Origin of the sequence: Morganella sp. TYF_1 (assembly GCF_043105645.1) — a bacterium.
GTDB lineage: Bacteria > Pseudomonadota > Gammaproteobacteria > Enterobacterales > Enterobacteriaceae > Morganella > Morganella morganii_B.
Genome location: NZ_JBICLU010000026.1, coordinates 998,785 through 1,024,432, shown reverse-complemented (window position 1 = coordinate 1,024,432; position 25,648 = coordinate 998,785). Strand labels below are relative to the sequence as shown.

Annotated in this window: 24 protein-coding genes and 1 riboswitch; of the genes, 17 read left to right on the top strand and 7 right to left on the bottom strand. The window is 50.7% G+C overall.

Annotated elements, in window-relative coordinates; genetic code table 11:
* The first annotated feature begins 120 nt into the window (after window positions 1–120).
* The 9 genes from ACF8OF_RS18395 to tehB all read left to right on the top strand — a co-directional run bounded on the left by ACF8OF_RS18395 (window position 121) and on the right by tehB (window position 9,428).
* On the top strand, window positions 121–339 hold the full coding sequence (locus ACF8OF_RS18395; RefSeq protein ID WP_025152719.1) for a helix-turn-helix domain-containing protein: 219 nt from the start codon (window positions 121–123) through the stop codon (window positions 337–339).
* Between the two features lie 116 nt (window positions 340–455).
* Complete coding sequence (locus ACF8OF_RS18390; protein WP_262882233.1) at window positions 456–1,304, top strand: glycosyltransferase family A protein; 849 nt, start codon at window positions 456–458, stop codon at window positions 1,302–1,304.
* Window positions 1,305–2,106: 802 nt separating this feature from the next.
* Complete coding sequence (locus ACF8OF_RS18385; RefSeq protein WP_262859526.1) at window positions 2,107–2,658, top strand: cytochrome b; 552 nt, start codon at window positions 2,107–2,109, stop codon at window positions 2,656–2,658.
* Between the two features lie 39 nt (window positions 2,659–2,697).
* Window positions 2,698–3,273: a YceI family protein gene (locus ACF8OF_RS18380; RefSeq protein ID WP_262882252.1), complete on the top strand. Its 576-nt coding sequence runs from the start codon at window positions 2,698–2,700 to the stop codon at window positions 3,271–3,273.
* 104 nt (window positions 3,274–3,377) lie between these two features.
* The gene (locus ACF8OF_RS18375; protein WP_262859525.1) at window positions 3,378–4,148 is read left to right on the top strand and encodes a hypothetical protein; all 771 of its coding nucleotides are present in this window, start codon (window positions 3,378–3,380) and stop codon (window positions 4,146–4,148) included.
* Window positions 4,149–4,615: 467 nt separating this feature from the next.
* On the top strand, window positions 4,616–5,806 hold the full coding sequence (locus ACF8OF_RS18370; RefSeq protein WP_262882232.1) for an EmrA/EmrK family multidrug efflux transporter periplasmic adaptor subunit: 1,191 nt from the start codon (window positions 4,616–4,618) through the stop codon (window positions 5,804–5,806).
* Window positions 5,807–5,848: 42 nt separating this feature from the next.
* Entirely contained in the window at window positions 5,849–7,342 is a 1,494-nt protein-coding gene (locus ACF8OF_RS18365; RefSeq protein WP_275983618.1) for a DHA2 family efflux MFS transporter permease subunit, read from the top strand.
* Window positions 7,343–7,415: 73 nt separating this feature from the next.
* A complete protein-coding gene (locus ACF8OF_RS18360) occupies window positions 7,416–8,495 on the top strand; it encodes a linear amide C-N hydrolase (protein ID WP_262882231.1) in 1,080 nt (359 codons plus the stop codon).
* Window positions 8,496–8,564: 69 nt separating this feature from the next.
* On the top strand, window positions 8,565–9,428 hold the full coding sequence (gene tehB, locus ACF8OF_RS18355; protein ID WP_392497330.1) for an SAM-dependent methyltransferase TehB: 864 nt from the start codon (window positions 8,565–8,567) through the stop codon (window positions 9,426–9,428).
* A 6-nt stretch (window positions 9,429–9,434) separates the two neighbouring features.
* Here the strand turns inward: tehB and clcA are convergent, their stop codons facing one another.
* The gene (gene clcA, locus ACF8OF_RS18350) at window positions 9,435–10,835 is read right to left on the bottom strand and encodes a H(+)/Cl(-) exchange transporter ClcA (RefSeq protein WP_392497329.1); all 1,401 of its coding nucleotides are present in this window, start codon (window positions 10,833–10,835) and stop codon (window positions 9,435–9,437) included.
* A 216-nt stretch (window positions 10,836–11,051) separates the two neighbouring features.
* On the opposite strand from clcA, the gene ACF8OF_RS18345 reads away from it, so the two are divergent.
* Window positions 11,052–12,431, top strand: coding sequence for a sodium:alanine symporter family protein (locus ACF8OF_RS18345; protein WP_262882228.1), 1,380 nt, complete (start codon window positions 11,052–11,054; stop codon window positions 12,429–12,431).
* A gap of 70 nt (window positions 12,432–12,501) precedes the next feature.
* Here ACF8OF_RS18345 and ACF8OF_RS18340 read toward each other — a convergent pair whose 3' ends face one another.
* The 4 genes from ACF8OF_RS18340 to ACF8OF_RS18325 form a co-directional block, all read right to left on the bottom strand.
* Window positions 12,502–13,659: an ABC transporter substrate-binding protein gene (locus ACF8OF_RS18340; RefSeq protein ID WP_392497370.1), complete on the bottom strand. Its 1,158-nt coding sequence runs from the start codon at window positions 13,657–13,659 to the stop codon at window positions 12,502–12,504.
* 15 nt (window positions 13,660–13,674) lie between these two features.
* Window positions 13,675–15,816: a TonB-dependent receptor family protein gene (locus ACF8OF_RS18335; protein WP_392497328.1), complete on the bottom strand. Its 2,142-nt coding sequence runs from the start codon at window positions 15,814–15,816 to the stop codon at window positions 13,675–13,677.
* Between the two features lie 234 nt (window positions 15,817–16,050).
* Window positions 16,051–16,461 carry a hypothetical protein gene (locus ACF8OF_RS18330; protein ID WP_262882226.1) on the bottom strand — a complete coding sequence of 137 codons (411 nt, stop codon included), beginning with the start codon at window positions 16,459–16,461 and terminating at the stop codon, window positions 16,051–16,053.
* Window positions 16,455–17,144 carry an N-acetylmuramoyl-L-alanine amidase gene (locus ACF8OF_RS18325; protein WP_392497327.1) on the bottom strand — a complete coding sequence of 230 codons (690 nt, stop codon included), beginning with the start codon at window positions 17,142–17,144 and terminating at the stop codon, window positions 16,455–16,457. The genes ACF8OF_RS18330 and ACF8OF_RS18325 overlap by 7 nt, the downstream gene beginning before the upstream one ends.
* Before the next feature lie 172 nt (window positions 17,145–17,316).
* Here ACF8OF_RS18325 and hcp point away from each other — a divergent pair, with 172 nt between their 5' ends.
* The 4 genes from hcp (at window position 17,317) to ACF8OF_RS18305 (ending at window position 21,957) form a co-directional block, all read left to right on the top strand.
* Window positions 17,317–18,969, top strand: coding sequence for a hydroxylamine reductase (gene hcp, locus ACF8OF_RS18320; protein ID WP_392497326.1), 1,653 nt, complete (start codon window positions 17,317–17,319; stop codon window positions 18,967–18,969).
* A 66-nt stretch (window positions 18,970–19,035) separates the two neighbouring features.
* Window positions 19,036–20,043: an NADH oxidoreductase gene (gene hcr / locus ACF8OF_RS18315; RefSeq protein WP_274370978.1), complete on the top strand. Its 1,008-nt coding sequence runs from the start codon at window positions 19,036–19,038 to the stop codon at window positions 20,041–20,043.
* Between the two features lie 127 nt (window positions 20,044–20,170).
* Window positions 20,171–20,560 carry a nuclear transport factor 2 family protein gene (locus tag ACF8OF_RS18310; protein ID WP_025152738.1) on the top strand — a complete coding sequence of 130 codons (390 nt, stop codon included), beginning with the start codon at window positions 20,171–20,173 and terminating at the stop codon, window positions 20,558–20,560.
* A gap of 87 nt (window positions 20,561–20,647) precedes the next feature.
* Window positions 20,648–20,820: riboswitch (M-box (ykoK) riboswitch) on the top strand.
* A 75-nt stretch (window positions 20,821–20,895) separates the two neighbouring features.
* Window positions 20,896–21,957, top strand: coding sequence for a magnesium transporter (locus tag ACF8OF_RS18305; RefSeq protein ID WP_262859514.1), 1,062 nt, complete (start codon window positions 20,896–20,898; stop codon window positions 21,955–21,957).
* On the opposite strand, the gene ACF8OF_RS18300 is transcribed toward ACF8OF_RS18305, so the two are convergent.
* Window positions 21,938–22,489 carry a SprT family zinc-dependent metalloprotease gene (locus ACF8OF_RS18300; RefSeq protein ID WP_347815246.1) on the bottom strand — a complete coding sequence of 184 codons (552 nt, stop codon included), beginning with the start codon at window positions 22,487–22,489 and terminating at the stop codon, window positions 21,938–21,940. The two genes, ACF8OF_RS18305 and ACF8OF_RS18300, sit on opposite strands and share 20 nt — an antisense overlap.
* Before the next feature lie 109 nt (window positions 22,490–22,598).
* Between ACF8OF_RS18300 and ACF8OF_RS18295 the strand changes: the two genes are divergently transcribed.
* From ACF8OF_RS18295 to ACF8OF_RS18285, 3 genes are read left to right on the top strand one after another with little or no spacing between them, the layout of a single operon-like run.
* Window positions 22,599–22,916 (top strand): helix-turn-helix transcriptional regulator, encoded by a 318-nt coding sequence (locus tag ACF8OF_RS18295; RefSeq protein ID WP_262859512.1) that lies wholly within the window; start codon window positions 22,599–22,601, stop codon window positions 22,914–22,916.
* 1 nt (window position 22,917) lies between these two features.
* Window positions 22,918–23,328 carry a YeeE/YedE family protein gene (locus ACF8OF_RS18290; RefSeq protein WP_392497325.1) on the top strand — a complete coding sequence of 137 codons (411 nt, stop codon included), beginning with the start codon at window positions 22,918–22,920 and terminating at the stop codon, window positions 23,326–23,328.
* 9 nt (window positions 23,329–23,337) lie between these two features.
* Window positions 23,338–23,766: a DUF6691 family protein gene (locus ACF8OF_RS18285; protein ID WP_392497324.1), complete on the top strand. Its 429-nt coding sequence runs from the start codon at window positions 23,338–23,340 to the stop codon at window positions 23,764–23,766.
* A gap of 72 nt (window positions 23,767–23,838) precedes the next feature.
* Here the strand turns inward: ACF8OF_RS18285 and metK are convergent, their stop codons facing one another.
* Entirely contained in the window at window positions 23,839–24,993 is a 1,155-nt protein-coding gene (gene metK / locus ACF8OF_RS18280) for a methionine adenosyltransferase (protein ID WP_025152744.1), read from the bottom strand.
* Window positions 24,994–25,648: the final 655 nt, after the last annotated feature.

Sequence of the window (25,648 nt, the reverse complement as noted above, 5' to 3'; positions counted from 1 at the left end):
TAATTTTTTGTTTTTCATGTGGTTATGAATTTGGCAATCCGTGGATTGCCTGCGGGTGGCAGACGCTTAAAAACGGAATTTTTTGTTATCACGTTGTCAATATAAGTGAAGGAGAATCTTATGGAGACGGAATCTATATATTCCTGTGTCGGAACACGTATTAAAGAAAAGCGGAAATATTTAGGATTAAGTGTTGTCCGGTTAGCGGAAGACATGGGAATAACGCAGCAGCAATTTAACCGTTATGAACGGGGAACGAGCCGGATTAGTATACATTATCTGATGTATCTGGCGGAGATGTTCCATGTTCCGGTGGATTATTTTTTCGATTCGGAATAGTTTATGCCCGCCGGGTAGTGACACCGTATCACCTGTATGTGAGAATAGCCGGCAATTAACTCCGCACTGGTTGCTAATTGCCGGCCGGTCATTTGTGGTACAAGGTCACAGGTATAATGTCACGCGAATTCTTTCGAAAAGTTGCGGATAAGCAACATATAAAACTTACGTACATCACCCATTTCTATTGTAATCAGCAGGATATTTCAGAAGTTATCAGTCTGCTTCGGGAATATGAAAAAATGCCGGCATCCGTGCTGGACTATGTTCAGTTTGTCATTGTTGATGACTGCTCCCCGCTGGAATATGACATTCCTGAATTTGATTTAAACCTGACATGGCTGCGGATCACAACGGATATTCCGTGGAATCAGGGCGGCTCCCGCAATCTGGGCGTGACCTATGCGGCATCGGATAAGATTCTGATGACTGACCTGGATCATGTTCTGCCGGTATCGACATTTACTTACCTGATTAATGCCGCGAATCCGGGCCGGACATTCTATAAACTCTACCGCCGGGATGAGCAGGGGAATATCCGCAAAGGGCACTCGAATCTGTTCTTTATGTCCCGCGCCCGTTTTTTCCGTTTTTACGGTTATGATGAAGAATTTTGCGGCCATTATGGCGCAGAAGATTACCGTTTTGTGAAACTGCAGAAATACCATGGTTCCCGCCAGCGCTATCTGCCGAAATCCGTGTATGCCAGGGAGCGGATTGTGGATCGCGATAAGTCCTATCACACACTGGACAGAAGTCTGGAATACAACACGCCGGTTGATAAACGCAAGCATGAGGAAGTCTGCACGTATGGTGCGGAATCCGGTCATTCCCGGTTATTCCTGGATTTTGAGTGGAAAGTTCTGCGGTCGGTCTGCCGTACATCACCGGTAGTCAGGGAAAAAAAACCGGGCTGGAAAGCCCGCTGGTGGTTGCGCTGGTTATTTGCGCCGCTGGCAAAATAAAGCAGCATAAAAAAAGCGCCCATCGGGCGCTTCTTTGTATCTGTCTGATTTATCAGAATGCTTTGCTGTTTTTAGCAATAATGGCAGCAGCACGGGTCAGATAAGAAAAGAAAGTTTTGATGCTTTTCATAATAAACTCCTGCTTTTGAGTAAGTGATTAAGCCTGTTTGGCTTTGATGGCGGTACTATACCATTTTTGTGATGGATGTCAAATTTTACATAAACTTTATTTTAATAAATTAAAATTATTTTTAATTGCAACCGGGATCACGATAACGGATGACCGGCAGATATAAAAAAAGCGCCCATCGGCGCTTTTTTTATATCTGTCTGATTTTAATCAGAATGCTTTGCTGTATTTTGCAATGATAGCAGCAGCACGGGTCAGGTTGGAAAAGAAAGTTTTGATGCTTTTCATGATGAACTCCTGCTTTTGAATTAGGTTGGTAAGCTGTTTTGCTTTGATGGACGTATCATAGCATTTGTGTGATGTTCGTCAACTTTTTTATCAAAAATATTTTTAAATATTAAAATTATTTTTTGGTGATATCCGTCGGATCCCAGTCTTCTCTGCATTTTGGTTATAACTCAGTCCAATTCGGTCTTACAAAATTCCGGCATATGGGATTTTTCCGGTTTAATATTTTAGGTTCATGTGAAAATAACAGCTAAATTAATCAGTTATTGATTTAATTTGATTGACTTAAGCAAAATATTTGTCCGATATTGCCGTAAAATTCACGTAAAGTATCCCGCTGTTACTGAAATGTTATCCGTATGGAACAGCAAAGGGTATTTATCAATGCAATGGAAAAATAGCGCACAACGGTACGGACATCTCTCCGTTCTGCTTCACTGGGGTGTGGCGGTTACCGTTTACGGGATGTTTGCGCTGGGGCTGTGGATGGTTTCGCTGGGATACTATGATGTCTGGTATCACCGCGCTCCGGAGATCCACAAGAGTATCGGGATCCTGCTGTTTATTGTGCTGGCTGTCCGCATGATTTGGCGCTGGATTTCTCCGCCGCCCCCGGCATTATCCACTTACAGCCGGTTTACCCGTATCAGTGCCGCACTGGCGCACTGGCTGCTGTACGGAATATTGTTTGCCATTTTGATCACCGGCTATTTTATCTCGACGGCAAATGGTCAGGCGGTATCCGTTTTCGGCTGGTTTGATGTACCGGCCACACTGACAGACGGCGCAGAACAGGCAGATACTGCCGGTACGGTGCATCTGTATCTTGCCTGGGCGGTTGTTGTGTTATCGGTGCTCCACGCGCTGGCGGCACTTAAACATCATTTTGTTGATAAAGACGCCACATTAAAACGTATGCTGGGCATGAAACCCTGAACGGGCTGCCCGTAATTTTATTATGACGGAGTGAATATGATGCTGAAGAAAGCACTGATTGGTTTAAGCGCAGGCATGATGCTGCTGGGTTCCGGTGCGGCAATGGCCGACACCTATAAAATTGACAAAGAAGGACAGCACGCCTTTGTACAGTTCCGTATCCAGCACCTGGGTTACAGCTGGCTGTACGGGACATTTAAAGATTTCGACGGTACGTTTACCTTTGATAAAGCCGACCCGGCAAAGGATCGCGTGGATGTGACCATCAAAACCGGCAGCCTGGATACTAACCACGCTGAGCGTGATAAACATCTGCGCGGCAGTGAATTCCTGAATACCGAAAAAAATCCGGAAGCAAAATTCGTTTCCACGAAAGTAGAGAAAAAAGGTGATGACTTTATTATCACCGGGGATCTGACCCTGAACGGCGTGACCAATCCGGTGACACTGGATGCAAAACTGACCGGTGAAGGTCAGGATCCGTGGGGCGGTTACCGCGCCGGTTTTGAAGCCTCCGGAAAAGTGTCACTGAAAAGCTTTAATATCAAAGCGGATCTGGGGCCGAAATCACAGGATGCGGAGCTGATTATTTCCGTTGAAGGCGTAAAAATCTGATTATTTTTGTAATCTGAATAATTATCGGGGCCTGCAATAGCGGGCCTTATTAATTTGTGTCACTATCACTTTCAGAGAAAACTCAGGGTATCAGAGGAAAGTGTGTGAATAAAAAACTCAGCATATTATTGGTTATTATTGTTGCCGTGGTCTTTGCCGGTGCCGGTTATTATATGGGCACCCGGGATAGCGATTTTTCTGTCACTGCCGTCAGTCAGGACAGAATGACAACACCAAAATCACTTGAAGCAGAGATGATGTCGGAATCGATGCAGTTTATTGACGTGGTCGGCAAAATTTCCCCGGAAAAATATAAAGATCTGAAAAGTCAGATCGGGAATTACAGCACCATGACCCGTGAACAGAAAGTGGCATGGATGAATGATATTACCGGGATGACGGCGGTGTTATTAATTGACCGGATCCCGTATGCCTCTGATGATGCACTGAATGCCTTTGCCGCAGCGGTAAAAGATCAGGCGGAAGGCTATCTGGTAAAAGATCCGTCAGGACAGCAGTGCTTTAATAACTTTTTTCCGGCGCTGAATAAATTCCCGCAGAATAAAGCGGGGGTCATCTATAATGAAGCGGATATCCGGATGCTGAAAACGGTGAATCTGATTCTGACATCATCACTGGAAAACCGGAATACCGGTCATGTCCCGGCACAGGAGGCATACAGGGTACTGGAGAATGTTTACCGGAAGGTATCAGCGAAATACGGTGATAAGGTGGCGTTGCTGAGTGACCTGAATAAAGGTGCGGAAGACCCGGTCATCACCTGCCGGATTGTCGGGGATTTCTATGAGTATTTCACGCAGGAACCCGATAAAGCCGCTGCCGCGGAAGCACTGCGGATGATTTTGTCGCAGTAATATTATGCGGCGGACAGAAGCGAAAATGTGCAAATCGTGCGATTTCTTGTGTCCGGATGAAAAACCAACACATTTCAGTAAAACACGATACTTGATTTAATAATCCGGAAATGTAAACAGAAAATACTCTTATACCCGAAAATGAACCTGACAGACGAATAATCAGGTTTTTTTTCGCGTATTACTCTTTTATGTATTCGGTATCTGTTGCTGAGAGAGCGGAATTCAGTTTCAAAACAGGCAGCGGATATTACTTTTATATCTGCGTATACCGTTATATTCATTTGCTGATTATCATAAACTGACAAAGAAGTTACATATTTTATGGCGTTCAGCCAATGTTTTGTTTCTGTTTATATGACTTTCCGTTTTCCCCTGTAATATTTCACTTACCGTTACTTTTATAGTGATTCGGGCTATTCTGTGCGCAATATTTTTCGGATTAACTTCATTACCGGGGTATTTTGATGGACAACACATCAGCGCAGTCTTCTGCTGCCCAGCCTGCTGACAAAAAAACATCGTCATCCAGTTCTGCCAAACGGAAAATCTGGCTTGCGGGAACGTCACTACTCTTTATTGTGCTGCTGGCCGGCTATCTTATTTACTGGTTTATGGTATTGCGTTATCAGGAATATACCGATGACGCCTACGTGGTGGGCCTGCAGGTCCCGATCGTCGCACAAACCACCGGCAATGTGACACAGGTGAATTTTGAGAATACCGATCTGGTGCATGCCGGTGATGTGCTGGTGGTGCTGGATAAAACCAATGCCGAACTGGCTTACGCACAGGCACGTCATGACCTGGCGGCCACAGTACGCCAGACTCAGGAGCTCTATTTTAACCGCGACCAGCTCGGTGCGGTTATCGCTCAGAAACAAGTGATGCTGAATCAGGCGCAGAATGATTATGCCCGCCGCAGTGTGTTAGGACAGCGGGGGACTATCTCCAAAGAAGATTTACAGCACTCACGCGAAGCGGTTGAAGAGGCGCAGGCATCCCTGAATGCGTCTGTGCAGCAGCTGAATGCCACCAAAGCATTACTGAAAAATACCGCGCTGGCGGATCAGCCCGCAGTATTACAGGCGGCGGATAAAGTCCGTGATGCCTGGATTAGCTTACAGCGCACCGAAATCCGCAGTCCGTATACCGGTTATGTTTCCCGCCGTAATGTGCAGGTCGGGGCTCAGGTCAGCCCGAGTGCCTCGCTGATGGCGATTGTACCGGTCGAACCGGTCTGGATTGATGCCAACTTTAAGGAAACGCAGCTCAGCAGTGTGCGGATCGGGCAGCCGGTCACTATCACCAGTGATTTTTACGGCGACAAAGTGACCTTTAACGGCACTGTCGCGGGGCTGGATATGGGTACCGGCAGTGCTTTCTCCCTGCTGCCTGCGCAAAACGCCACCGGTAACTGGATTAAAGTGGTGCAGCGTCTGCCGGTACGGGTCGAGCTGGAGCCGCAGCAGGTTGCCAAATATCCGCTGCGTATTGGTCTGTCGATGAACGTAACCATCGAAACCAAAAATACCGACGGTCCGGTGCTGGCGAATGTGCAGCGCGATACCCCGGCCTTTAAGAGTGATGTGCTGATCCCGGATCTGGCACCGGTCAATGCGGTGATTGCACATATCATTGCCGATAACGCCAGTTAATCCGCGCGGGGCTTTATTGTGGCTAATCAACCGTTAACAGGCATGAAACTGGTCTGGGCGACCATCGCACTGTCGATGGCCACCTTTATGCAGGTGCTGGACTCCACCATTGCCAACGTGGCGATCCCGACCATTTCCGGCGATCTCGGTGCCTCTGTCTCACAGGGCACCTGGGTTATTACCTCGTTCGGGGTATCAAACGCGATTTCCATCGCGATTACCGGGTTTCTGGCCAAGCGCTTCGGGGAAGTGCGGGTGTTTATCTGGTCCACCGGGCTGTTTACCCTGACGTCACTGCTGTGCGGGTTGTCAGAAAGCCTGGAAATGCTGATTTTCTTCCGCGTGTTACAGGGCGGGGTGGCCGGGCCGATAATCCCGCTTTCACAAAGCCTGCTGCTGAAAAGTTATCCGCCTGCCAAACAGAATACCGCGCTGGCGCTCTGGTCGATGACTATCATCCTGGCGCCGGTTTTCGGACCGATTATGGGTGGCTATATCAGTGATAACTTCCACTGGGGCTGGATTTTCTTTATCAACGTCCCTATCGGTATTGCCGTGGTGATTGTCAGTCTGATGCTGCTGCGCGGTATGGAATCGAAGGTGACAAAGGTTCCGCTCAATGTGATTGGCTTGTCGCTGTTGGTGGTCGGGATCGGCTGCCTGCAAATTCTTCTGGATAAAGGGAAAGATCTCGGCTGGCTGGAGTCAGATGAAATTGTCGCATTGGCAATTATTGCCGCTGTTGCACTGGTCTTCCTGGTGATCTGGGAGCTGACAGATAAAAACCCGATTGTCGAGCTGTCGCTGTTTAAGTCGCGTAACTTTACCATCGGCACACTGTCGGTCAGTCTGGCGTATATGGTCTATTTCGGCGCGATTGTACTGCTGCCGCAGCTGCTGCAGGAGGTGTACGGCTATACCGCGGAATGGGCGGGGCTGGCGCTGGCACCTATCGGGCTGGTGCCGATACTGATTTCCGCGTTTGTCGGTAAAATCTCGAATGTGGTGGATTTGCGCTGGATTGTAACCTTTAGTTTCGTGGTGTATTCCGTCTGCTTCTACTGGCGCGCCTATACCTTTGAGCCGCAGATGGGGTTCTACGCCTCTGTCTGGCCGCAGCTGGTACAGGGTTTTGCGGTGGCCTGTTTCTTTATGCCGCTTACCACCATCACGCTTTCCGGTCTGCCGCCGGAGAAACTGGCCTCTGCCTCCGCACTGGCCAACTTCTTCCGGACCCTGGCGGGTTCTATCGGGACATCGATCACCACCACGCTGTGGAGTCGTCGCGAATCGTTACATCATTCTCAGCTGACGGAATCCATTACCGCGTATAATCCGGAATCGGTACAGATGTATCAGGAGATGGCGCAGCACGGGTTATCAGAAGCGCAGACCTCTGCGTATCTGGCGAAGGAAATCACCGCGCAGGGCCTGATTATCAGTGCCAATGAAATTTTCTGGCTCTCCGGCGGGGTCTTTATCGGATTGATTGTCCTGATCTGGTTTGCCCGGCCGCCGTTTGCCACAAAATCCTGATAAGGACTACAGTAATAAGGAAGGGTAACCGGTAAATTGCCGGTTGCCGGACGTTAATGAAAAGGGGTTTTTCATGACATTTAAGCGAATTATACTTGCCGGTGCGGTTGCGTCGGCCACATTACTGGCTGCTCAGATTGCTTCCGCCTGCACCCGGCTGGTGTATCTCGGGGATGATGCTCAGGTAATCACTGCCCGGTCAATGGACTGGAAAAGTGATGTCGGCACCAATTTATGGATTTTCCCGCAGGGGATGGCGCGTGATGGTGCCGCCGGGCCGAATTCCGTGAAATGGGTGTCAAAATACGGCAGTGTGGTGGCTTCCGGCTATGATGTTGCCACGACTGACGGTATAAATGAAAAGGGATTGTCCGCAAATCTGCTGTGGCTGGTGGAATCCGTGTATCCGACACCGGAAAGTAACAAACCGACCCTGAGTATCTCGGCCTGGGCACAATATGTGCTGGATAACTACGCAACTGTTGAAGAAGCAGTTACCGCACTGGAAAAAGAGCCATTCGCGGTGATCACCGATAAAGTCCCCGGCGAAGAGCGCCTGGCAACACTGCACCTTTCATTATCTGATGCCTCCGGTGACAGTGCCATTATTGAATATATTGATGGTAAGCAGGTGATTCATCATAGCCGTAAATATCAGGTGATGACCAACTCTCCGGTATTCAGTGAGCAGCTGGCACTGGACAGCTACTGGCAGCAAATCAACGGCACTGTGATGCTGCCGGGCACCAACCGCTCTGCTGACCGTTTTGCGCGCGGATCTTTCTATATTAATGCGATTCCGAAAGCAACCACGCCGAATAAAGCGGTGGCGTCGGTGTTCAGTGTGATCCGCAATGTGTCTGTGCCGTTCGGGCTGAATACCGAAGAGGAGCCGAATATCTCCTCCACCCGCTGGCGCACGGTGGTCGATCACAAACGTCAGATTTATTTCTTTGAATCGGCGCTGACACCGAATGTCTTCTGGGTTGATCTGAAGAAAGTGGATTTCAGCAAAGAAAACGGCAAAGTGAAGAAACTGGATCTGGGTCCTGAACAGCAAAACATTTATTCCGGTGATGTGGCAGGTGATTTCACCGATGCCAAACCGTTTGTCTTTCAGGGGATAAACGAAGTTATCGCCCGTCAGAAATAAAAACCATTTACGCCTCACCGGAAAGGATATAAGATGTATTTAAAATGCATCTTTAAGGTGAGGCGTAAAATGGAAAACGTAGTCTGCTATAAAACCCTGCCGGTCTGGCAAAAAAACACTATCCCGATGGCCTTTATGGATCGCCATAATACGGCGGAAGGTACGTGGGCACAGCTGACGGTTCTGGCGGGTGAGATGGATTTTGTCGTTTTCGGTGACGACGGCGAAGAGACCCGCTACCATTTTGATACCGAACATCAGCCTCCGCGCCTTGATCCACAGGTGTGGCACAAAATTGAATCCGTCAGTGATGATATTTCCTGTCAGCTTGCCTTCTGGTGTCTGCCTGAAGATGAATTCTATAAAATCCACGGACTGACCCGTCCGCATTCTGAAGTCCGTGAACTGGTGACAATGACCAAACCGGGTAAAACACTCGATTTAGGCTCCGGACGCGGGCGCAACAGCTTTTTCCTGGCGCAGGTCGGTTATGATGTGACTGCCGCGGATATTAATCCGCAGCATATTCAGGCGATTGAAGATGTGAAAGCTGCAGCCGGGATCAGCAATATCCGCACTCAGGTGTATGATATCAATCAGCATGCGTTACAGGATGATTACGACATCATTATCTCCACCGTTGTGCTGATGTTCCTGAAAAGAGAGAATATTGCCGCGATCATCGCTGATATGCAGGCGCATACCCGCCCGGACGGGTATAACCTGATTGTCTGTCCGGTGGAAACAGAGAATATGCCGTATGACGAACTACCGTTTGACTGCTTCCTGAAGCCGGGCGAGTTATCCGGCTATTATGCGGACTGGGACATTCTGAAATACAACGAAAACCCGGGGCATCTGCACCGCACCGATGCGGCAGGCAACCGGATCCGGCTGAATTTCGCCACCCTGATTGCCCGCAAAAAAGCCTGATTACTATTACCCTCGCGGCGCGTCACCGGTTTTTTCCGGCGGCGTGCCGTTCTGCATCAGGATCCGCTCCAGCAGTACCGAATACAGCGGACGCCCGCCCAGATACTGCGCCAGCAGTGTTGCGCCCAGACACGTGATAATCATCGGCAGGATCAGCTGATAGTTATCGGTCATCTCCAGCACCAGCACAATACCGGTAAGCGGCGCACGGACGGTGGCGGCAAAGAGAGCCCCCATCCCGGCAATGGCAAAGGTCGCCGGTTCAATCTGATACTGCGGAAACAGCAGCATGGCGGCATAGCCGAAGAAGCTGCCGAACAGTGTGCCGAGTGCGAGTGTCGGCGCGAAGATCCCGCCCGGCGCACCGGAACTGAAGCAGATAACCGTGGTGAGCACGCGGAACAGGAAGATCATCAGAATACCGGTCAGGGAATAGTGCAGCGCGGCAACATCGGGGATCACCGCGAATCCGCCGCCGGTTACCTGCGGCCAGTACAGCCCGGCAATACCGCATAATCCGCCAATCAGCCCGCCGGTGGCAACAAAACGGGATGTTTTGTCCTGATAAAAGCGGCGGAACTGTGTCTGCATGGTAAGCAGAAAGCGGTTGAACATGACACCAATCACACCGAAAACCATTCCCAGCCCCAGATAGAGCCAGAGGGTATTGAGCGGGGCGGCATGGTATTTGCCGATATCCAGGATCGGCGCACCGCTGTTAAAGGTCTGAAAAACAATGCTCGATATGATCACGCCGATAAAAACGGCTTTGATGGAAATCAGGCTGTAACGGAACTGCGGACGCATTTCCTCGATGATAAACAGGATCCCCGCGAGCGGTGCGTTAAAGGCGGCGGTCAGACCGGCGGCGGCACCGGTGGCCAGTAATGTATGGCGGGATTCTTTGTTTTTCACCCCGGCCAGCGCACTGACCAGCCCGCTGATATTTGCCCCTAACTGCACGGTCGGGCCTTCACGTCCCAGCACCATACCGGAGCCGAGCGTGCCCAGTCCGCCGATAAATTTCACCGGCAGCACCCGCCACCAGCGTACCGGGCGGACATCCTGCAATGCCCCTTCAATTTCCGGGATCCCCGACCCGCCGGATTCCGGTGAAAAACGCCGCACCAGCCAGTAGCCTGACATGGCCAGCAGGGCGGAAACAATAAACATCAGCGGGATCAGAATACCTTTATTCTCTGTCAGTGCAGTCAGCGAGCTGACCCGGTATTCGCCTACCCAATTGACCCCGCGTTCAAACAGCACACCGGTAAAACCGGCAAGTGCGCCGACGGCAGCCGCCAGCAGCAGGACAGTAACAGGGGCGAGGTTGCGTTCTTTAAGGCGTTTAAGCACACGATAACGGCGTTTAAGCGTGGCTGTCGTATGCGGTAAAGCATCAGACATGGCTGAACATGATCCATTTCAGATAAAAATTAATCGCTATTTTAATTCAATTTGTGACAAGTGACACCCTTCACAGATTCAAAAATCCAACGCAAATCCGGACATTTTTTGTTCGCATTCCCGGCATTTTTCCGCTTTAGTAATAAATGATAAATAAATGTTACCTATGTGTAATACGTAAAATAAAAAAGTAACAGGGTCGGTCAGGAGGCGTGAATGGATTTGATAACAGAGTGGCTGGGCGCGCTGAACGGCGTGGTATGGGGTGTGCCGATGCTGGCGGGAATACTGGGTGTCGGCTTATATATGCAGATTCGGCTGGGATTTTTGCCTATCCGTAAACTGGGTACCGGGTTCAGATTATTATTTCAGCGCAATGAATCCCGCGGGGAAGGACAGATCTCCCCGTTTAATGCCCTGATGACCGCATTGTCTGCCACTATCGGTACCGGCAATATCGCCGGTGTGGCAACGGCAGTGGTGATGGGCGGGCCGGGCGCACTGTTCTGGATGTGGATGACGGCGCTGGTCGGTATGGCGACAAAATACTCAGAAGCTGTGCTGGCGGTTCGTTACCGTGAAGTGGATAAATACGGGCAGTATGTCGGCGGCCCGATGTATTACATCAAAAATGGCCTCGGCCCGAAATGGGTTTGGCTGGGGACGCTGTTTGCGGTATTTGGTGCCTGTGCCGGGTTTGGCATCGGGAACACCGTTCAGGCCAACTCGGTGGCAGATGTGCTGGAGAGTAATTTCGGCGTCAACAAATGGGTGACCAGCGTGGCGCTGGTGCTGCTGGTTGGTGCGGTACTGATTGGCGGGATCCGCCGTATCTCCGACGTAGCCGGTAAACTGGTGCCGTTTATGACTGTCGGCTACTTTGGTGCTGGTCTTGTGGTGCTGGCGCTGAATATCAGTGAGATTCCGGCAGCATTCTCCCTCATTGTGACCTCTGCTTTCACACCGGTAGCCGCACAGGGCGGATTTGCCGGGGCGACAGTCTGGGCAGCGATACGTTTCGGGGTGGCGCGCGGCGTGTTCTCCAACGAAGCGGGGCTGGGCAGTGCGCCGATAGCGCATGCTGCCGCGAAAACCCAGAATCCGATCCGTCAGGGGCTTATTGCCATGCTCGGCACCTTTATTGACACCATTATTGTCTGTTCGGTAACCGGGCTGACCATTGTCATTATGGGCGGCTGGCTGACAGCGGAAACCGGTGCCACATTGACCGCGTCCTCTTTTAAAGCGGCGATTCCGGGCGGAAACTATATTGTGGCGATTGCACTGACGATTTTTGCCTTCACCACGATCCTCGGCTGGAGTTTTTACGGTGAGAAGTGTGTCCAGTATCTGTTCGGCGTGAAGGCGATTAAGGTTTTCCGTGTATTGTGGCTGATTGCGTTACCGATTGGTGCCACACAGTCGCTGGAGTTTGTCTGGTTGCTGGCGGATACCCTGAATGCCATGATGGCGATCCCGAACCTGATCGCACTGATCTTATTAAGCCCGGTGGTGTACCGTCTGACGCGTGACCATATCCGGGATGTTAATGCAGACAGTATTGATATGGCGAATGAGTTGTATCAGAAGAAATAGCGGCGGGACCGTGCAGATAACGGGCAGGAAACTGCCCGTTATTTTTCAGATACGGAAACGGATGTGATGATCAGGGTTGCAGCCAGAACAGGCCGTTGCCGTCCAGTGCAGTAAAGGTTTTATGCAGCATAAGGCTGTCTGCCTGCGGATCGAGTTCAGGAAACAGCGCCGGGTGCAGCATTTTGGCGATAGCTTCCACCGCAATAATATTGAACGGGGTGTCATAGTATTGCTGATACAGTGCCAATACCTGCTTTTGCTGATACGCCGTGAGATGCTGCAGTTTCGACCGTGCCATCAGTTTTTCCAGTGCCGGTACTGCCCGCTCCTCAGAGCCGGTATAGCCGAGCGGTACTGAGACGCTGCCTTTGCGGGTACTTTCCCAGTCGGCAACGGTCATCAGATAAAATTGCGGGTCGGCAGCAATAATCTGTTCTTCATTCACTTCACCCCCCATGCCGTTTTTAAACCAGTCGGCCCCGAGGTTATGTCCTCCGGCTGTGGCAACAAACTCCCCGAAGTTACCGTTACCAAAGGTTTTGCAGCAGCTGTTTTCTCCGGCAAGACCCGCCGCCCGTTCGATAAAGACTGTCGGTTTTTTGTCTTCCGGAATGTTTGCAACCCGGGAGCGGATAAGATCCAGTCGCTGGCGGTAAAAATCATTAAATGCCGCTGCCTGTTTTTCCTGCCCGAAGACCTGCCCCAAAAGCGCCATGCTCGGCATGGTGTTTTGCAGCGGGTACTGACGAAAATCGATAAATATCACCGGAATACCACTTTTTTCCAGTAAATCCAGGGTGCCGCTTTCGGTCAGTTTGCTTTGCAGTCCGGTATCAAAAATCACCAGATCCGGCTGATAAGTCAGCGCTTTTTCGACACTGAAATCCGATGTGTAGGGATTAGGAAATACCGGAATATCTTTCAGCTGCGGAAACGGCTTTTCATACGCAATGCGCAGATCCGGTGCTTTTTTTGTCAGTGCATCATCCCATGCCGCAATACCTTTCAGCGGTTCAGACGGATGCAAAATATTCAGCGCAACCAGTACCCGGCTGTCTGCCAGCATAATCCGGGAGACCGGGGCATTGACGGTGACTGTCCGCCCGGCAATATCCGTCACCGTGATCGGTGCCGCGGCTGTGCTGAACGGCAACAGTGCCGCGAGTGCGGCACAGAGTGTGATGATAAGCGCCGGAAAACGTCCGGCGGCGTGGAACATGTGCTTCATCATATAAAGTAACCTTTAAAACTTCACGGAAGCCTGCGCAAAGAAGGTGCGCGGCTGCCCGGCGTAAATGCCGTAGTTATTATCTGTCGAGCGGGTAAAGCTGGCCTGGTCGAACAGGTTTTTTACCCCGGCGGCGAGCGTCAGATCGGACCATTGCGGGCCGAAGTGATACTCGGCACGGGCATCCCACATCATATAGCCCGGAATTATGCCGTAACGCCCGTCAGCACTGCCTTCGGTAATGTAATTTTTTCCGGTTCCCGGTGACTGCTGTTTTGACTGTGCATAGGTGTTGAGATTCCACACCCAGTTGCCGGTTTCATAGCGGGCACCGGCAGTAAAGAGCTGACGGGAGTAGAACGGCAGATCTTTATCTGCAAAATTACCGCGTTTACTGACTGCTTTGGTGTAGGTGTAGGTACTGTAGATACTGGCACCGTCGAGCCATTTCGCTGCTTCACTCAGGTCATAATTCAGCGCCAGCTCCACCCCCTGATGGGTGGTTGCACCGAGGTTTGTCCAGCCGGTTGAGTTTTCAATGTATTGCAGCTGATCATTGAAATCGATATAGAACAGGGTCATTTCCGCAGAAAGCAGACCATCGTCAAACCGTGTACCGGCTTCATAGTTATGGGCTTTTTCCGCACTCAGGCCGTTTGCCGGATCATTACCCGCGCCGCCGGTATTAAGCTGGAAATATTGCAGGCTGCCGAATGAGCTGCCGGCGTTGGCGAACAGTTTCCACTGATCATCAATATGATAAATCACTGACAGAGCCGGTAACGGCTCGCTGTAACTTTTGCTGCGGAACTGGTTACGGAAACCGTCATCGAGATGAATTTTTATATTTTCATAACGCAGACCGGGAATAACCGTCCAGTTACCGAAATTAATGGTGTCATCGATATAGATGGCATGGGCTTCTGTACCGCCGGAGGTGTGCTGATAGTAGTTGTCTGTCTGAGGGCGTGAGCTTTGAGAACCGGTCGGATACCAGCCGGAGCGGTAGGCTTTTTCATCCGCCGTTTCATTCAGATAACGGTAACCGAAGGTAATTTCATGGGACTGGTTATCAAAACGGAACAGCTGTGAATAGCTTGGCTCAATGGCGTAAGCGGTATAGTGGCGCGGATAGGAAACGAGTCGGCTCTTACCGGCATTATCTTTTGTTCCTTCGCTCTCAATATAGCTGCCGCGGTAGCTTTTGCTGAACCAGGTCAGTAACTCAAACTGTTTATCGTCTTCCTGATGGCGGTATTTAAAGGACATATCCTGGCGGTTGCCTTCAAAACGGTCAAACGGGCGGACTGACTGGTAAGGATCGGCGTTGTATTGTGCTTCCGACAGGCCGCCCGGCATCCCGGATTGCGCATGATAATAGTGGAAGTTTGCCAGCAGTTCATCGGTATCGCTGAAGGCGTAACGGGTTTTCAGGATAATGTCATCAATATCGGTATTATCATTATTCTTACGGTAACCCTGACCGTGCAGGCCGGAGTAGAGCAGCAGCGCACCCGCAGAACCGTCTTCTTTTGATCCGCCGACAGAGGCATCGGTCAGGGTTTTCAGCCCGCCGGTGCGTGCGCCCTGTGTTTTGACAGACGCGGAACCGCTGAAGGTTTCCGGAATCGGTTTAGTGACAAAGTTAATCACGCCGCCGACGTTTTGCGGTCCGTAACGAACAGAAGTGGCACCGCGCATGACGTCAATGCTGCTGATGGAGCCTAACGAGAGTGGTGACATGGATAACTGCGGCTGTCCGTAAGGGGCGGCGGCCAGCGGAATTCCATCGAGCAGAATGGTGGAGCGCGGCGAAAGCCGTGCCGGAAGCCCGCGGATACCGACATTGAGTGAAACGTCACTGCCGCCGGTGCCGTTACTGTCCCGCACCTGAACGCCCGGAATACCGCGCAGGGCGTCCGCGATGGTTTCTGCCCCGGATTCATCGATTTGTTTTTTGGTTTTGATGGTCCGTGCGCCGCCGTGGTTCAGCAGCGTATCGCTGTTATCAGTGTTATCCAGCCAGTTGCCGACAACGACGAGCGGGGTTTCAGTATCTGCGGTGGCGGCGAGACTGCCGCTGCTGATAACAGCGAGTGCGAGTGCCAGCGGCGTGAGGCGGGCAGGGCGGCAGGATGCGTTACAGGAATCAGTCATCACTCAGGTTTCCGTGAGAATTTAGGAAAGCAAATGATAATTACAATCATTACCTGTACGCAATAATTTTTTAACAGAAAGTGACTAAGATGCTGATTTTTTGGCCCGGCATTTGATGGTTAAATGACCGTGGTAAAAACCATTTTTGGCGTGAATGTAACCTTGCTGTTTTAGCGGGGAACGGGCGATTTGGATGGATTGGTCCGCCCGTTATCCCCGGAGAGGGCAGATATGTCAGCAATCGGGTTCGTCACCGCATAAATAAGAGTCAACCCATTCATTCTTTTCGCGGAACAGGTAGATATAGTTACCATCAGGAAAGCGGATATCACCGGCACCGCTTGATGATATTCGCCATTCACCTGTCTGACCATTTTCAAGTTCAAGACTGCCGTATGAAATACAGGATGAATAATAATCATGATCCCATGACATGTCTGACGATATTTCTGCTGACCGGAAGTAATTGATCAGTTGTTCTTTATTTGGTGTGAATTTTTTACAGGCATTAACTTCGCCGGCAGGGGGATTTTTTGTGACAGTAATTCCTGAATTTTCTATTTCTATATTTTTTACAGACATAGCATTCATTGCTTCAGGAGTGAGAGCTATCGTAAGTAACAGGATAGAGAATTTATTTACCATGATGCAGTACTCGCTTCAGTTGTATTTTTTCTTGCTACATCAGGATGTTTATATACTTCAGATATTGAAATATCCAATGTTTCTAAAAGTTCTGATATCAGCCATTTAAGAGATGCATTTTGTTTGCTGTTCACTGCGTCATATATGTCATTATTATCACTGTCACGTTCATAGTAACCGACAATTTCAATGCCGATACTATCAGTATTACTTGGGTAGCGATCCGGAAATGACTTTGCCTTCTCTATATCTGAGATAGCTTTAGTTCTGAATTTATTTTCCAGGTCTGCCATTTTTTTGAGTTCAGATGGTTCACATTTTTTTGTAATAACACATCTCGATTTCATTTTTCCTAAATGCCACGTTGTTTTAAACAACGAAGCCGTCTGATAAATCACGCCTTCTTTATCAATTAAGAAGTGAGCGCCATTACTGCCTGCATGACTGTAACTGTTAAAGACATGTGTTTCAGCAGGCGTACCAGTCTGGTGAACAATAATACCGTTCACTTTATCCATCGGGTCGCGCTCGATTTTACTGAATCGTTTAATGGTAATGCGGTTTGATTTTACTAATCCGTTATCATCAATATATAACATTTTATCCATCCTCTGGTCAGTTTCCTTACCGGTTTGTATCACGCCGCCGTATTCCAAACTATCGGACAATCCCTTAGTCAGCATGACATTTAACACATTGTAAATGTTAATCATTCGCGATAGTGATGTGTCGTGCCGGTTAATTTTTGCTTTAGATCAAGCAAAGGAATGATAGTCAGGAAAACCCCTTTTCACCGGTCTGAAATGGCGTATTCTTATGTTGCATATAAAATACAACTTATAAGGAAGCAAGAGCATGTACTGTGTGCAATGTGAACAAACGATGCGTACGCCGGTGGGTAATGGTTGTGCCTATGCCCAGGGCATGTGCGGTAAAACCGCAGAAACATCTGACTTACAGGATCTGCTGGTGGCAGTACTGGAAAGTCTTTCAGCGTGGGCGGTTGCTGCGCGTGAATCAGGTATCATCGATCACGACACAGACAGCTTTGCGCCGCGTGCGTTTTTCTCCACATTAACTAACGTTAACTTCGATTCTGAGCGCATCATCGGTTATGCGCAGGAAGCGATTGTGATGCGTGACAGCCTGATGAAACGCTGCCTGGCGAAAAATCCGGCATTGGTTGTGAATCACCCGTTAGCAAACCTGCAACTGAAGGGCACGGATATTGCGTCACTGGTGAAACAGGCCGATGAATTTGCCCTGAATAAAGATAAGCAGGCTATCGGTGATGATATTCACGGTCTGCGTATGCTCTGCCTGTACGGCCTGAAAGGGGCGGCGGCGTATATGGAGCACGCCCATGTGCTGGGCAAGTACAGTGATGAGATTTACGGCCAGTACCATGAAATCATGGCGTGGCTCGGTACTGATCCGTCTGATATGGGTGAGCTGCTCAACCAGTCCATGGCGATTGGTATGATGAACTTTAAAATCATGGAAATGCTGGATGCCGGTGAAACCGAAGCTTACGGTCATCCGACGCCGTCTTCCGTGAACGTCCGTCCGGTGGTAGGTAAAGCGATTCTGATCTCCGGTCATGACCTCAAAGATCTGCATATGCTGCTGCAACAGACAGAAGGCACCGGTGTGAATGTTTATACTCACGGTGAAATGCTGCCTGCACACGGCTATCCGGAACTGAAAAAATACAAACATCTGGTCGGTAACTACGGCAGCGGCTGGCAGAACCAGCAAACTGAGTTTGCCAAATTCCCGGGCCCGATCCTGATGACTTCCAACTGTATTCTGGACCCGAATCCGGGCAGTTACACTGACCGTATCTGGACCCGCAGTATCGTCGGCTGGCCGGGTGCGAAACACCTGAATGGTGATGATTTCAGCGATATTATCGCGCAGGCTCAGGCGATGGACGGCTTCCCATACAGCGAAATCGAACACCTGATCACCGTTGGTTTTGGGCGTGAAACGCTGCTCAATGCCGCAGATACCGTGATTGACCTGGTGGCTACCGGCAAACTGCGTCATGTGTTCCTCGTCGGCGGTTGCGACGGCAGCCGCGGTGAGCGCAGCTATTACACCGATTTCGCCCGTCAGGTGCCTCAGGACTGCCTGATTATGACCCTGGCCTGCGGTAAATACCGTTTCAACAAACTGGATTTCGGGACTCTGGAAGGATTACCGCGCCTGCTGGATGTCGGTCAGTGCAACGATGCGTATTCCGCGATTATGCTGGCGGTGAAACTGGCTGAGAAACTGGGCTGCGGCGTCAATGATCTGCCGCTGACCCTGGTGCTCTCCTGGTTTGAACAGAAAGCGATTGTGATCCTGCTGACTCTGCTGGCGCTGGGCGTGAAGGATATCTTCACCGGCCCGACCGCACCGGCGTTCCTGACGGACAATCTGCTGAATGTACTGAATGAAAAATTCGGTATGCGTCCGATTACCACTGTTGAAAATGATTTACACGCTGTGTTAGGCGCGTAATTGCCGTAACTGTTAGCACCGGAGAGGGCGGTCACGCCTTCTCCGGCACGGAGTCAGGAGAGCCCGATGACAATGCCGACGTCTTTATGTCCGAACCGCATGCAGGTCCATTCTGTCAGGCAGGAAACCCCGGATGTGTGGACTATCAATCTGATTAACCACGATTTTTATCAGTATCACGCAGGGCAGTATGCGCTGGTGAGTATCCGCAACAGTGATGAGACACTGCGTGCTTATACCTTATCTTCCACACCGGGACTGAGCCCGTTCCTGAGCCTGACGGTGCGCCGTCTGGATGACGGACAGGGTTCCGGCTGGCTGACCGGCGAGGTGAAACCGGGGGATTACCTGTGGCTGTCTGATGCACAGGGTGAATTTACCTGTGATTCCCGCCCGGCAGAGCGCTATCTGATGCTGGCCGCCGGTTGCGGCGTGACACCGGTGATGTCGATGACCCGCTGGATCCTGCACCGTCAGCCGGAAAGTCAGGTGACGGTGATTTTCAACGTGCGTGATAAACAGCAGGTGATTTTTGCTCAGGAATGGCAGCAGTTACTGTCGGCATTCCCGGCCCGTCTGCGCCTGATCCTGATGGTGGAAAACAGTGATGAGACGGATGAATTGTTATCCGGCCGCCTGTCAGAAGAAAAACTGAAGGCACTGATCCCGGATATCGCACAGCACACGGTGATGACCTGTGGTCCGGCGCCGTATATGAAGAATGTGCAGACATTCTGTCAGGCACTGAATGTGGATCCGGGCAGCTTCTTTATGGAGCGTTTCGGACCGGAGCCGGAAGCAGAAGCCGGAGAGCAGATGGTCACTATGACCATTCAGTCCCCGCTGCGTCAGGTGAAAGTGCCTGTCGGTATGACGCTGCTGGCGGCGATGGAAGCCAACAGTGTGCCGGTGATGGCAGCCTGCCGTGCCGGTGTCTGCGGAAGCTGTAAAACCCGTGTCCGCAGCGGTGAATACACCACCACCAGCACCATGACGCTGACACCGGAAGAGATTGAGCAGGGTTATGTTCTGGCGTGCAGCTGTCAGATTCAGGGCAATGTTGAATTAGCCTGATTGAGAATCATTCGGTATAATGGCAAAAAAGCGTCGTTTTCAGCGGCGCTTTTTCTGTTTCCGGCGGATAAACGCCCGGTTTCCGCTATGCTGTAAATGTCATCATAATAAAAAAGGATTTTCAGCAATGAATAAGACAGAGTTTGTAACCCGTGCCCTGACTGACGTTCTCGGTGAACATATCGGTGATGAATCCCTGGTTGAACAGTATTTTTCCCGTGATTATGTTCAGGTGGTGAATGGTCAGACAATTGAATTCCCCGCATTTCTTGCCCATCTTAATGCCCTGAAAATGGCAACCCGCAGTATTACCATTGAGATTAAATCTATCGCAGAAGGCGAGTCCTGTGTACACACACAGCATATCGCGAAGGCGGAAAAAGTCAGTGGCGAACACGCCGCCTTTGAGGTTTTCGCCTGTTTCCGTCTGGCAGACGGCAAAATTGTCCGTTGTGAGGAAGTGACACGGCAGCTGACCGGTGATGAGAGCGATAACGATCTGGGCTCCCGGACCTGATCGGTAACCTCAATGCTTTCTAAACGAAATACGAATAGTCCTCGCCATATAATTTATGAGAGTTATAATTCGCGCCGCATTTAAGGTGCAGTATCTCGTTAGGCGAGGCTCCTATACAAACAAAGGTTGCTGATCTGACGACGTCGAGAGACGCCCAAGATTAGGACAGGTTATATCGAACAGAAGGTATAACCCGAAGTAACTTCCCGCAGTCTGCGGGATACGTTGTATAGTGCTAAAACCGAGACGTGAGATAGCCTACGCATTCTCTCATCTGGTTTCGCCCCTATTGGAGTGCTGTTTGAAGTCCATAACAGACATTAGGGTCACACATCATGAAATTAACCAACTACGAAAAAGCGGACGCGCTGGTCATTTCCGCGCCATCCGTTAATCCGCCACACCACACCGAACGTCCGCAGCGCAGTGATGAAGACGCCGTCAGTGCTTACATGAGTCAGGCGTATATCCGCGTGACCGTGTCAGACACGATTGCTGCCGTCAAACTGACGCTGCGTGAGGAACTGGAGGGTGAGCAGATCCCCACTTATTTATATGTACTGGATGAGGATAATTACCTGAATGGTATCCTGCCGGTTAAAGCCCTGCTGACGGCAGCAGAAGATACGTTTGTCGCCGATGTGATGCGCCAGACCTATTTTTCTGTTTCACCGGAGCAGTCCCGGCACGATGTGTACGAGCTTATCAATAACAGCGGGATTGATACGGTGCCGGTGGTGCAGTTCGGCAAGCTGGCCGGTATTCTGCGTCCGCAGGATATCGCGGAGCTGATTGAGGATGAGAACACGCAGGATGCGGCATTACAGGGCGGTTCCCAGCCGCTGGATGAGCCTTATCTGAGCACCAGCCCGTTCACACTGTGGCGCAAGCGCGCAGTCTGGCTGCTGATGCTGTTCGTGGCGGAAGCGTATACCGGTACGGTGCTCAAGGCATTTGAGGAACAACTGGAAGCGGCTATCTCACTGGCTTTCTTTATCCCGCTGCTGATCGGCACCGGGGGTAACAGCGGTACTCAGATCACCTCAACCCTCGTCCGTGCTATGGCACTCGGGGAAGTGAGTCTGCGTAATATCGGCGCGGTGCTGCGCAAAGAGCTGTCCACGTCACTGCTGGTCGCCTTTACCATGGGATGTGCGGGGATGATCCGCGCCTGGTTCCTGGGGGTAGGGCCGGAAGTGATGATGGTGGTCAGTCTGACACTGGTGTGTATCACGGTCTGGAGTGCGATTGTCTCCTCCATTATCCCGATGGTGCTTAAGCGTCTGAAAGTGGATCCGGCAGTGGTTTCCGCACCGTTTATTGCCACCCTGATTGACGGTACCGGGCTGATTATCTACTTCGAGACAGCCAAACTGATTATGACTGATCTGGTGTAAGGTCGCCGGGGGATGATATTGCAGCCGCACTGTTATCCCGCACCAGCGTACTTTTACAATGACGGCACAGGTACTGACTTTCCCCGCGCAACACTTTGTTATGGCGGCGGACGGTCAGTTCATGTGCCGTTTTGCATTGGCAGCGGTAGGTGAATGTCCGGCTGCGGACCGACGTCACATCAAAGCGGTGTGTGCGGACAGCCGGGACACCCAGCACCTCTGTCATCATCCACTGCCATTCCCGCCCGTGGGGTGCCACGCGGCCGAAACGGCGGTAAACCAGCAGATGTGCCAGCTCGTGAGGGACCACATCCTGTATGAATTCATGGCTGTTTTCAGTCAGTAATACCGGATTGAGACGGATTTCCCATGTTTGCAGGCAGGCGCTGCCAGCCGTGGTGCCGCGCTGGCGATAGTTCAGTTCAGGCTCCGGATAATCCGTTCTCAGTGCCCGGCAGGCACGGGCCAGATAATCACGCAGGGTCTGCATGCAGGCCTGTTGTAATGCGGTGGGAACTCGGGTCGGTTTCATAGCCGGAAGCTTAGCGGGACTGACGTAAAGCTGCAACCGTTATCAGTATGTTGTATATATCTCAAAATAATATTATATTTAATTGCATAGTGTAGTAAGGAATAAATTTATGACACCAACACAGCTTACCGATATGCAGGAAGCCGCCGCAGGCGTTGCTGCTCTGCTGAAAATACTGGGAAATCCGGATCGTTTGCTGCTGCTATGCCAGCTGAGCCGGGGCGAATGCAATGTCAGTGAACTGGAGGAGCTGACCGGCATCAATCAGCCGACGTTATCACAGCAATTGACGGTGTTGCGCAATGAAGGACTGGTAAATACCCGGCGTGAAGGAAAACGTATCTATTATTCCGTGGCAGATGAGAAAGTACTGATATTGCTGACCACGCTGTATCAGCTTTATTGTCCTGAAAAAAAAGGAAAATAATATGGTGATTGATAGCGCGGCCTTTACGCCGGTCAGTGCGGCTCTGGGCGGGCTGATGATCGGCATTGCGGTTGCTGTGCTGTTACTGTTTAACGGGCGGATTGCCGGGATCAGCGGGATTTTCGCCAATATGTTCACAAAGCAGAGCGGCTGGCGGGTAGCGTTTATTGCCGGGCTGGCAGGGGCCCCGTGGATTTATATTCTGTTTGCCGGTCAGCCGGATGTCGTGATCGCCGCAGGTTATCCGTTGCTTATCGCCGCCGGTCTGCTGGTTGGTTTCGGTACGCGGCTGGGTAACGGCTGTACCAGCGGGCACGGTATCTGTGGTATAGCGCGGTTATCAAAACGATCATTTGCTGCCGTGGCGGTGTTTATGGTTACGGCTTTTCTGACGGTCTGGCTGATGAAATAAGGACGAATTATGCCTGTTATCACTGCATTAATCAGCGGGATTTTGTTCGGCCTCGGTTTGCTGGTGGCCGGGATGGGTAACCCGCAGAAGATTCTGGCGTTTCTGGATATCACCGGCAACTGGGATCCTTCACTGCTGATCACCATGGCGGTGGCTATGGTGGTCAGTATGGTTGCCTTTAAGGTGGCTAAAAAACGCAAAAAAACGGTATGCGGTACGCCTGTTGAGTTACCGGTGAACAGTAAAATTGATAAACGGCTGCTGACCGGTGCAGTGCTGTTTGGTCTCGGCTGGGGACTGGCGGGAATTTGCCCGGGACCCGGTATTCTGTTATCCGGGATGCTCAGTATTAAAGGGTTGGTATTTACGGCATCGATGATTGCCGGGATGGTGATTTTTGCACTGTATTCATCGTATCAGCGCGGCAAAGCACAGTGAATGACGGTGTTCGGAACGTAAAAAAACCGGCTTTTTTTCAGCCGGTTTTTTGTGCCTGTTAATAACAGGGAATTATTTCAGACCAGCGGCTTCACGCAGCTGTTCTGCTTTGTCGGTTTTTTCCCACGGGAATTGAGGACGCCCGAAGTGACCGTATGCTGCGGTTTCCTGATAAATCGGGTGCAGCAGATCCAGCATCTGAATCAGACCATACGGACGCAGGTCGAAGAACTCGCGCACCAGCAGCGTCAGTTGCTGGTTGGAGACTTTACCGGTACCGAAGGTTTCCACCATGATGGACGTCGGCTCTGCCACGCCAATCGCGTAGGAGACCTGGATTTCACAGCGGTCAGCCAGACCGGCAGCGACAATATTTTTTGCCACATAACGGGCTGCGTAGGCTGCGGAACGGTCAACTTTTGACGGATCCTTACCGGAGAATGCGCCACCGCCGTGACGAGCCATGCCGCCGTAGGTATCGACGATAATTTTACGGCCGGTCAGACCGCAGTCACCCATTGGTCCGCCGATAACAAAACGGCCGGTCGGGTTGATGAAATATTTGGTGGTCGGATCCAGCCATTCTTCCGGCAGAACCGGTTTGATGATCTCTTCCATCACCGCTTCATGCAGATCTTTCTGTGAGATGTCTTCAGCGTGCTGGGTTGACAGCACAACCGCGTCAATCCCGGCGATTTTGTTGTCATCGTAACGGAAGGTGATCTGGCTTTTCGCATCCGGGCGCAGCCACGGCAGCGTGCCACTTTTACGCACCTGAGCCTGACGCTCCACCAGACGGTGGGCATAGGTGATCGGTGCCGGCATCAGCACGTCAGTTTCGTTTGAGGCATAACCAAACATCAGACCCTGGTCACCGGCGCCCTGTTCAAGCGGGTCAGCACGGTCAACGCCCTGGTTGATGTCAGCGGATTGTTTACCGATAGCACTGATTACCGCACAGGAATCAGCATCGAAGCCCATGGATGAGCTGGTATAGCCAATCTCACGGACAGTACGGCGCGTGATTTCCTCAATATCAACCCAAGCCTTGGTGGTGATTTCACCACCGACCAGAACCATACCGGTTTTGACATAGGTTTCACAGGCAACACGCGCTTTGGGATCTTGTTTTAAAATCGCATCAAGGACTGCATCCGAAATTTGGTCGGCAATTTTATCCGGGTGTCCTTCAGATACGGACTCAGAAGTGAAAAGATGTGTAGTCATTATTTTTTCTCTACCTTAAGTGAAGTGAACTTTCGGTACATTGATGGATGTATTAACTTCTAGACGGCTATTCTAGTGTAAAATTAACAGCGGTTCCAGAAATTTTATAGTGCGAATGGTTTTTCATGTGGTTTTTTTCACTTTTAATAATGTGTTACGGGACTGTTTTTATTTTTTACACGCATTAGTCATTTTGATTTTGCATTTTTGTGTCATAACCGGTATAAACTGCGGCCAGTAGCTGTGAATTTTTCGTCAGTTATAAACGGCAGAAACTCAGGTTTTCTGTATGATTCAGGCGGGGGTTACGGTGTGTAATCCTGTGTGGGGGTAAATGGGTTAATGAACCATTATCTGCTGCTTGTTGACGTTCAACAGCCACGTGCTTTACAGCATGTGTCCGCGTCCTTTTCTGTTCTCTCTTCCTCTCTGACTGACACGTGCTCTGCACGGTGTTTTCCGTATCCGTTACACTCAAACAGACCGGATAACGCAAGCAGGCGGGTCATTCTGCGGTAAGCCCGTAAATCTGTGTCCGGTTTTTTGCCGGATGATGTAATCCATTTTGAATTTTTACTTGTCAACAGGACAGATTTATCCCACGGTGAAGGGGGATAGGCGTATGTCAGCCATACAGGTAAGTTTCACTCCAGAA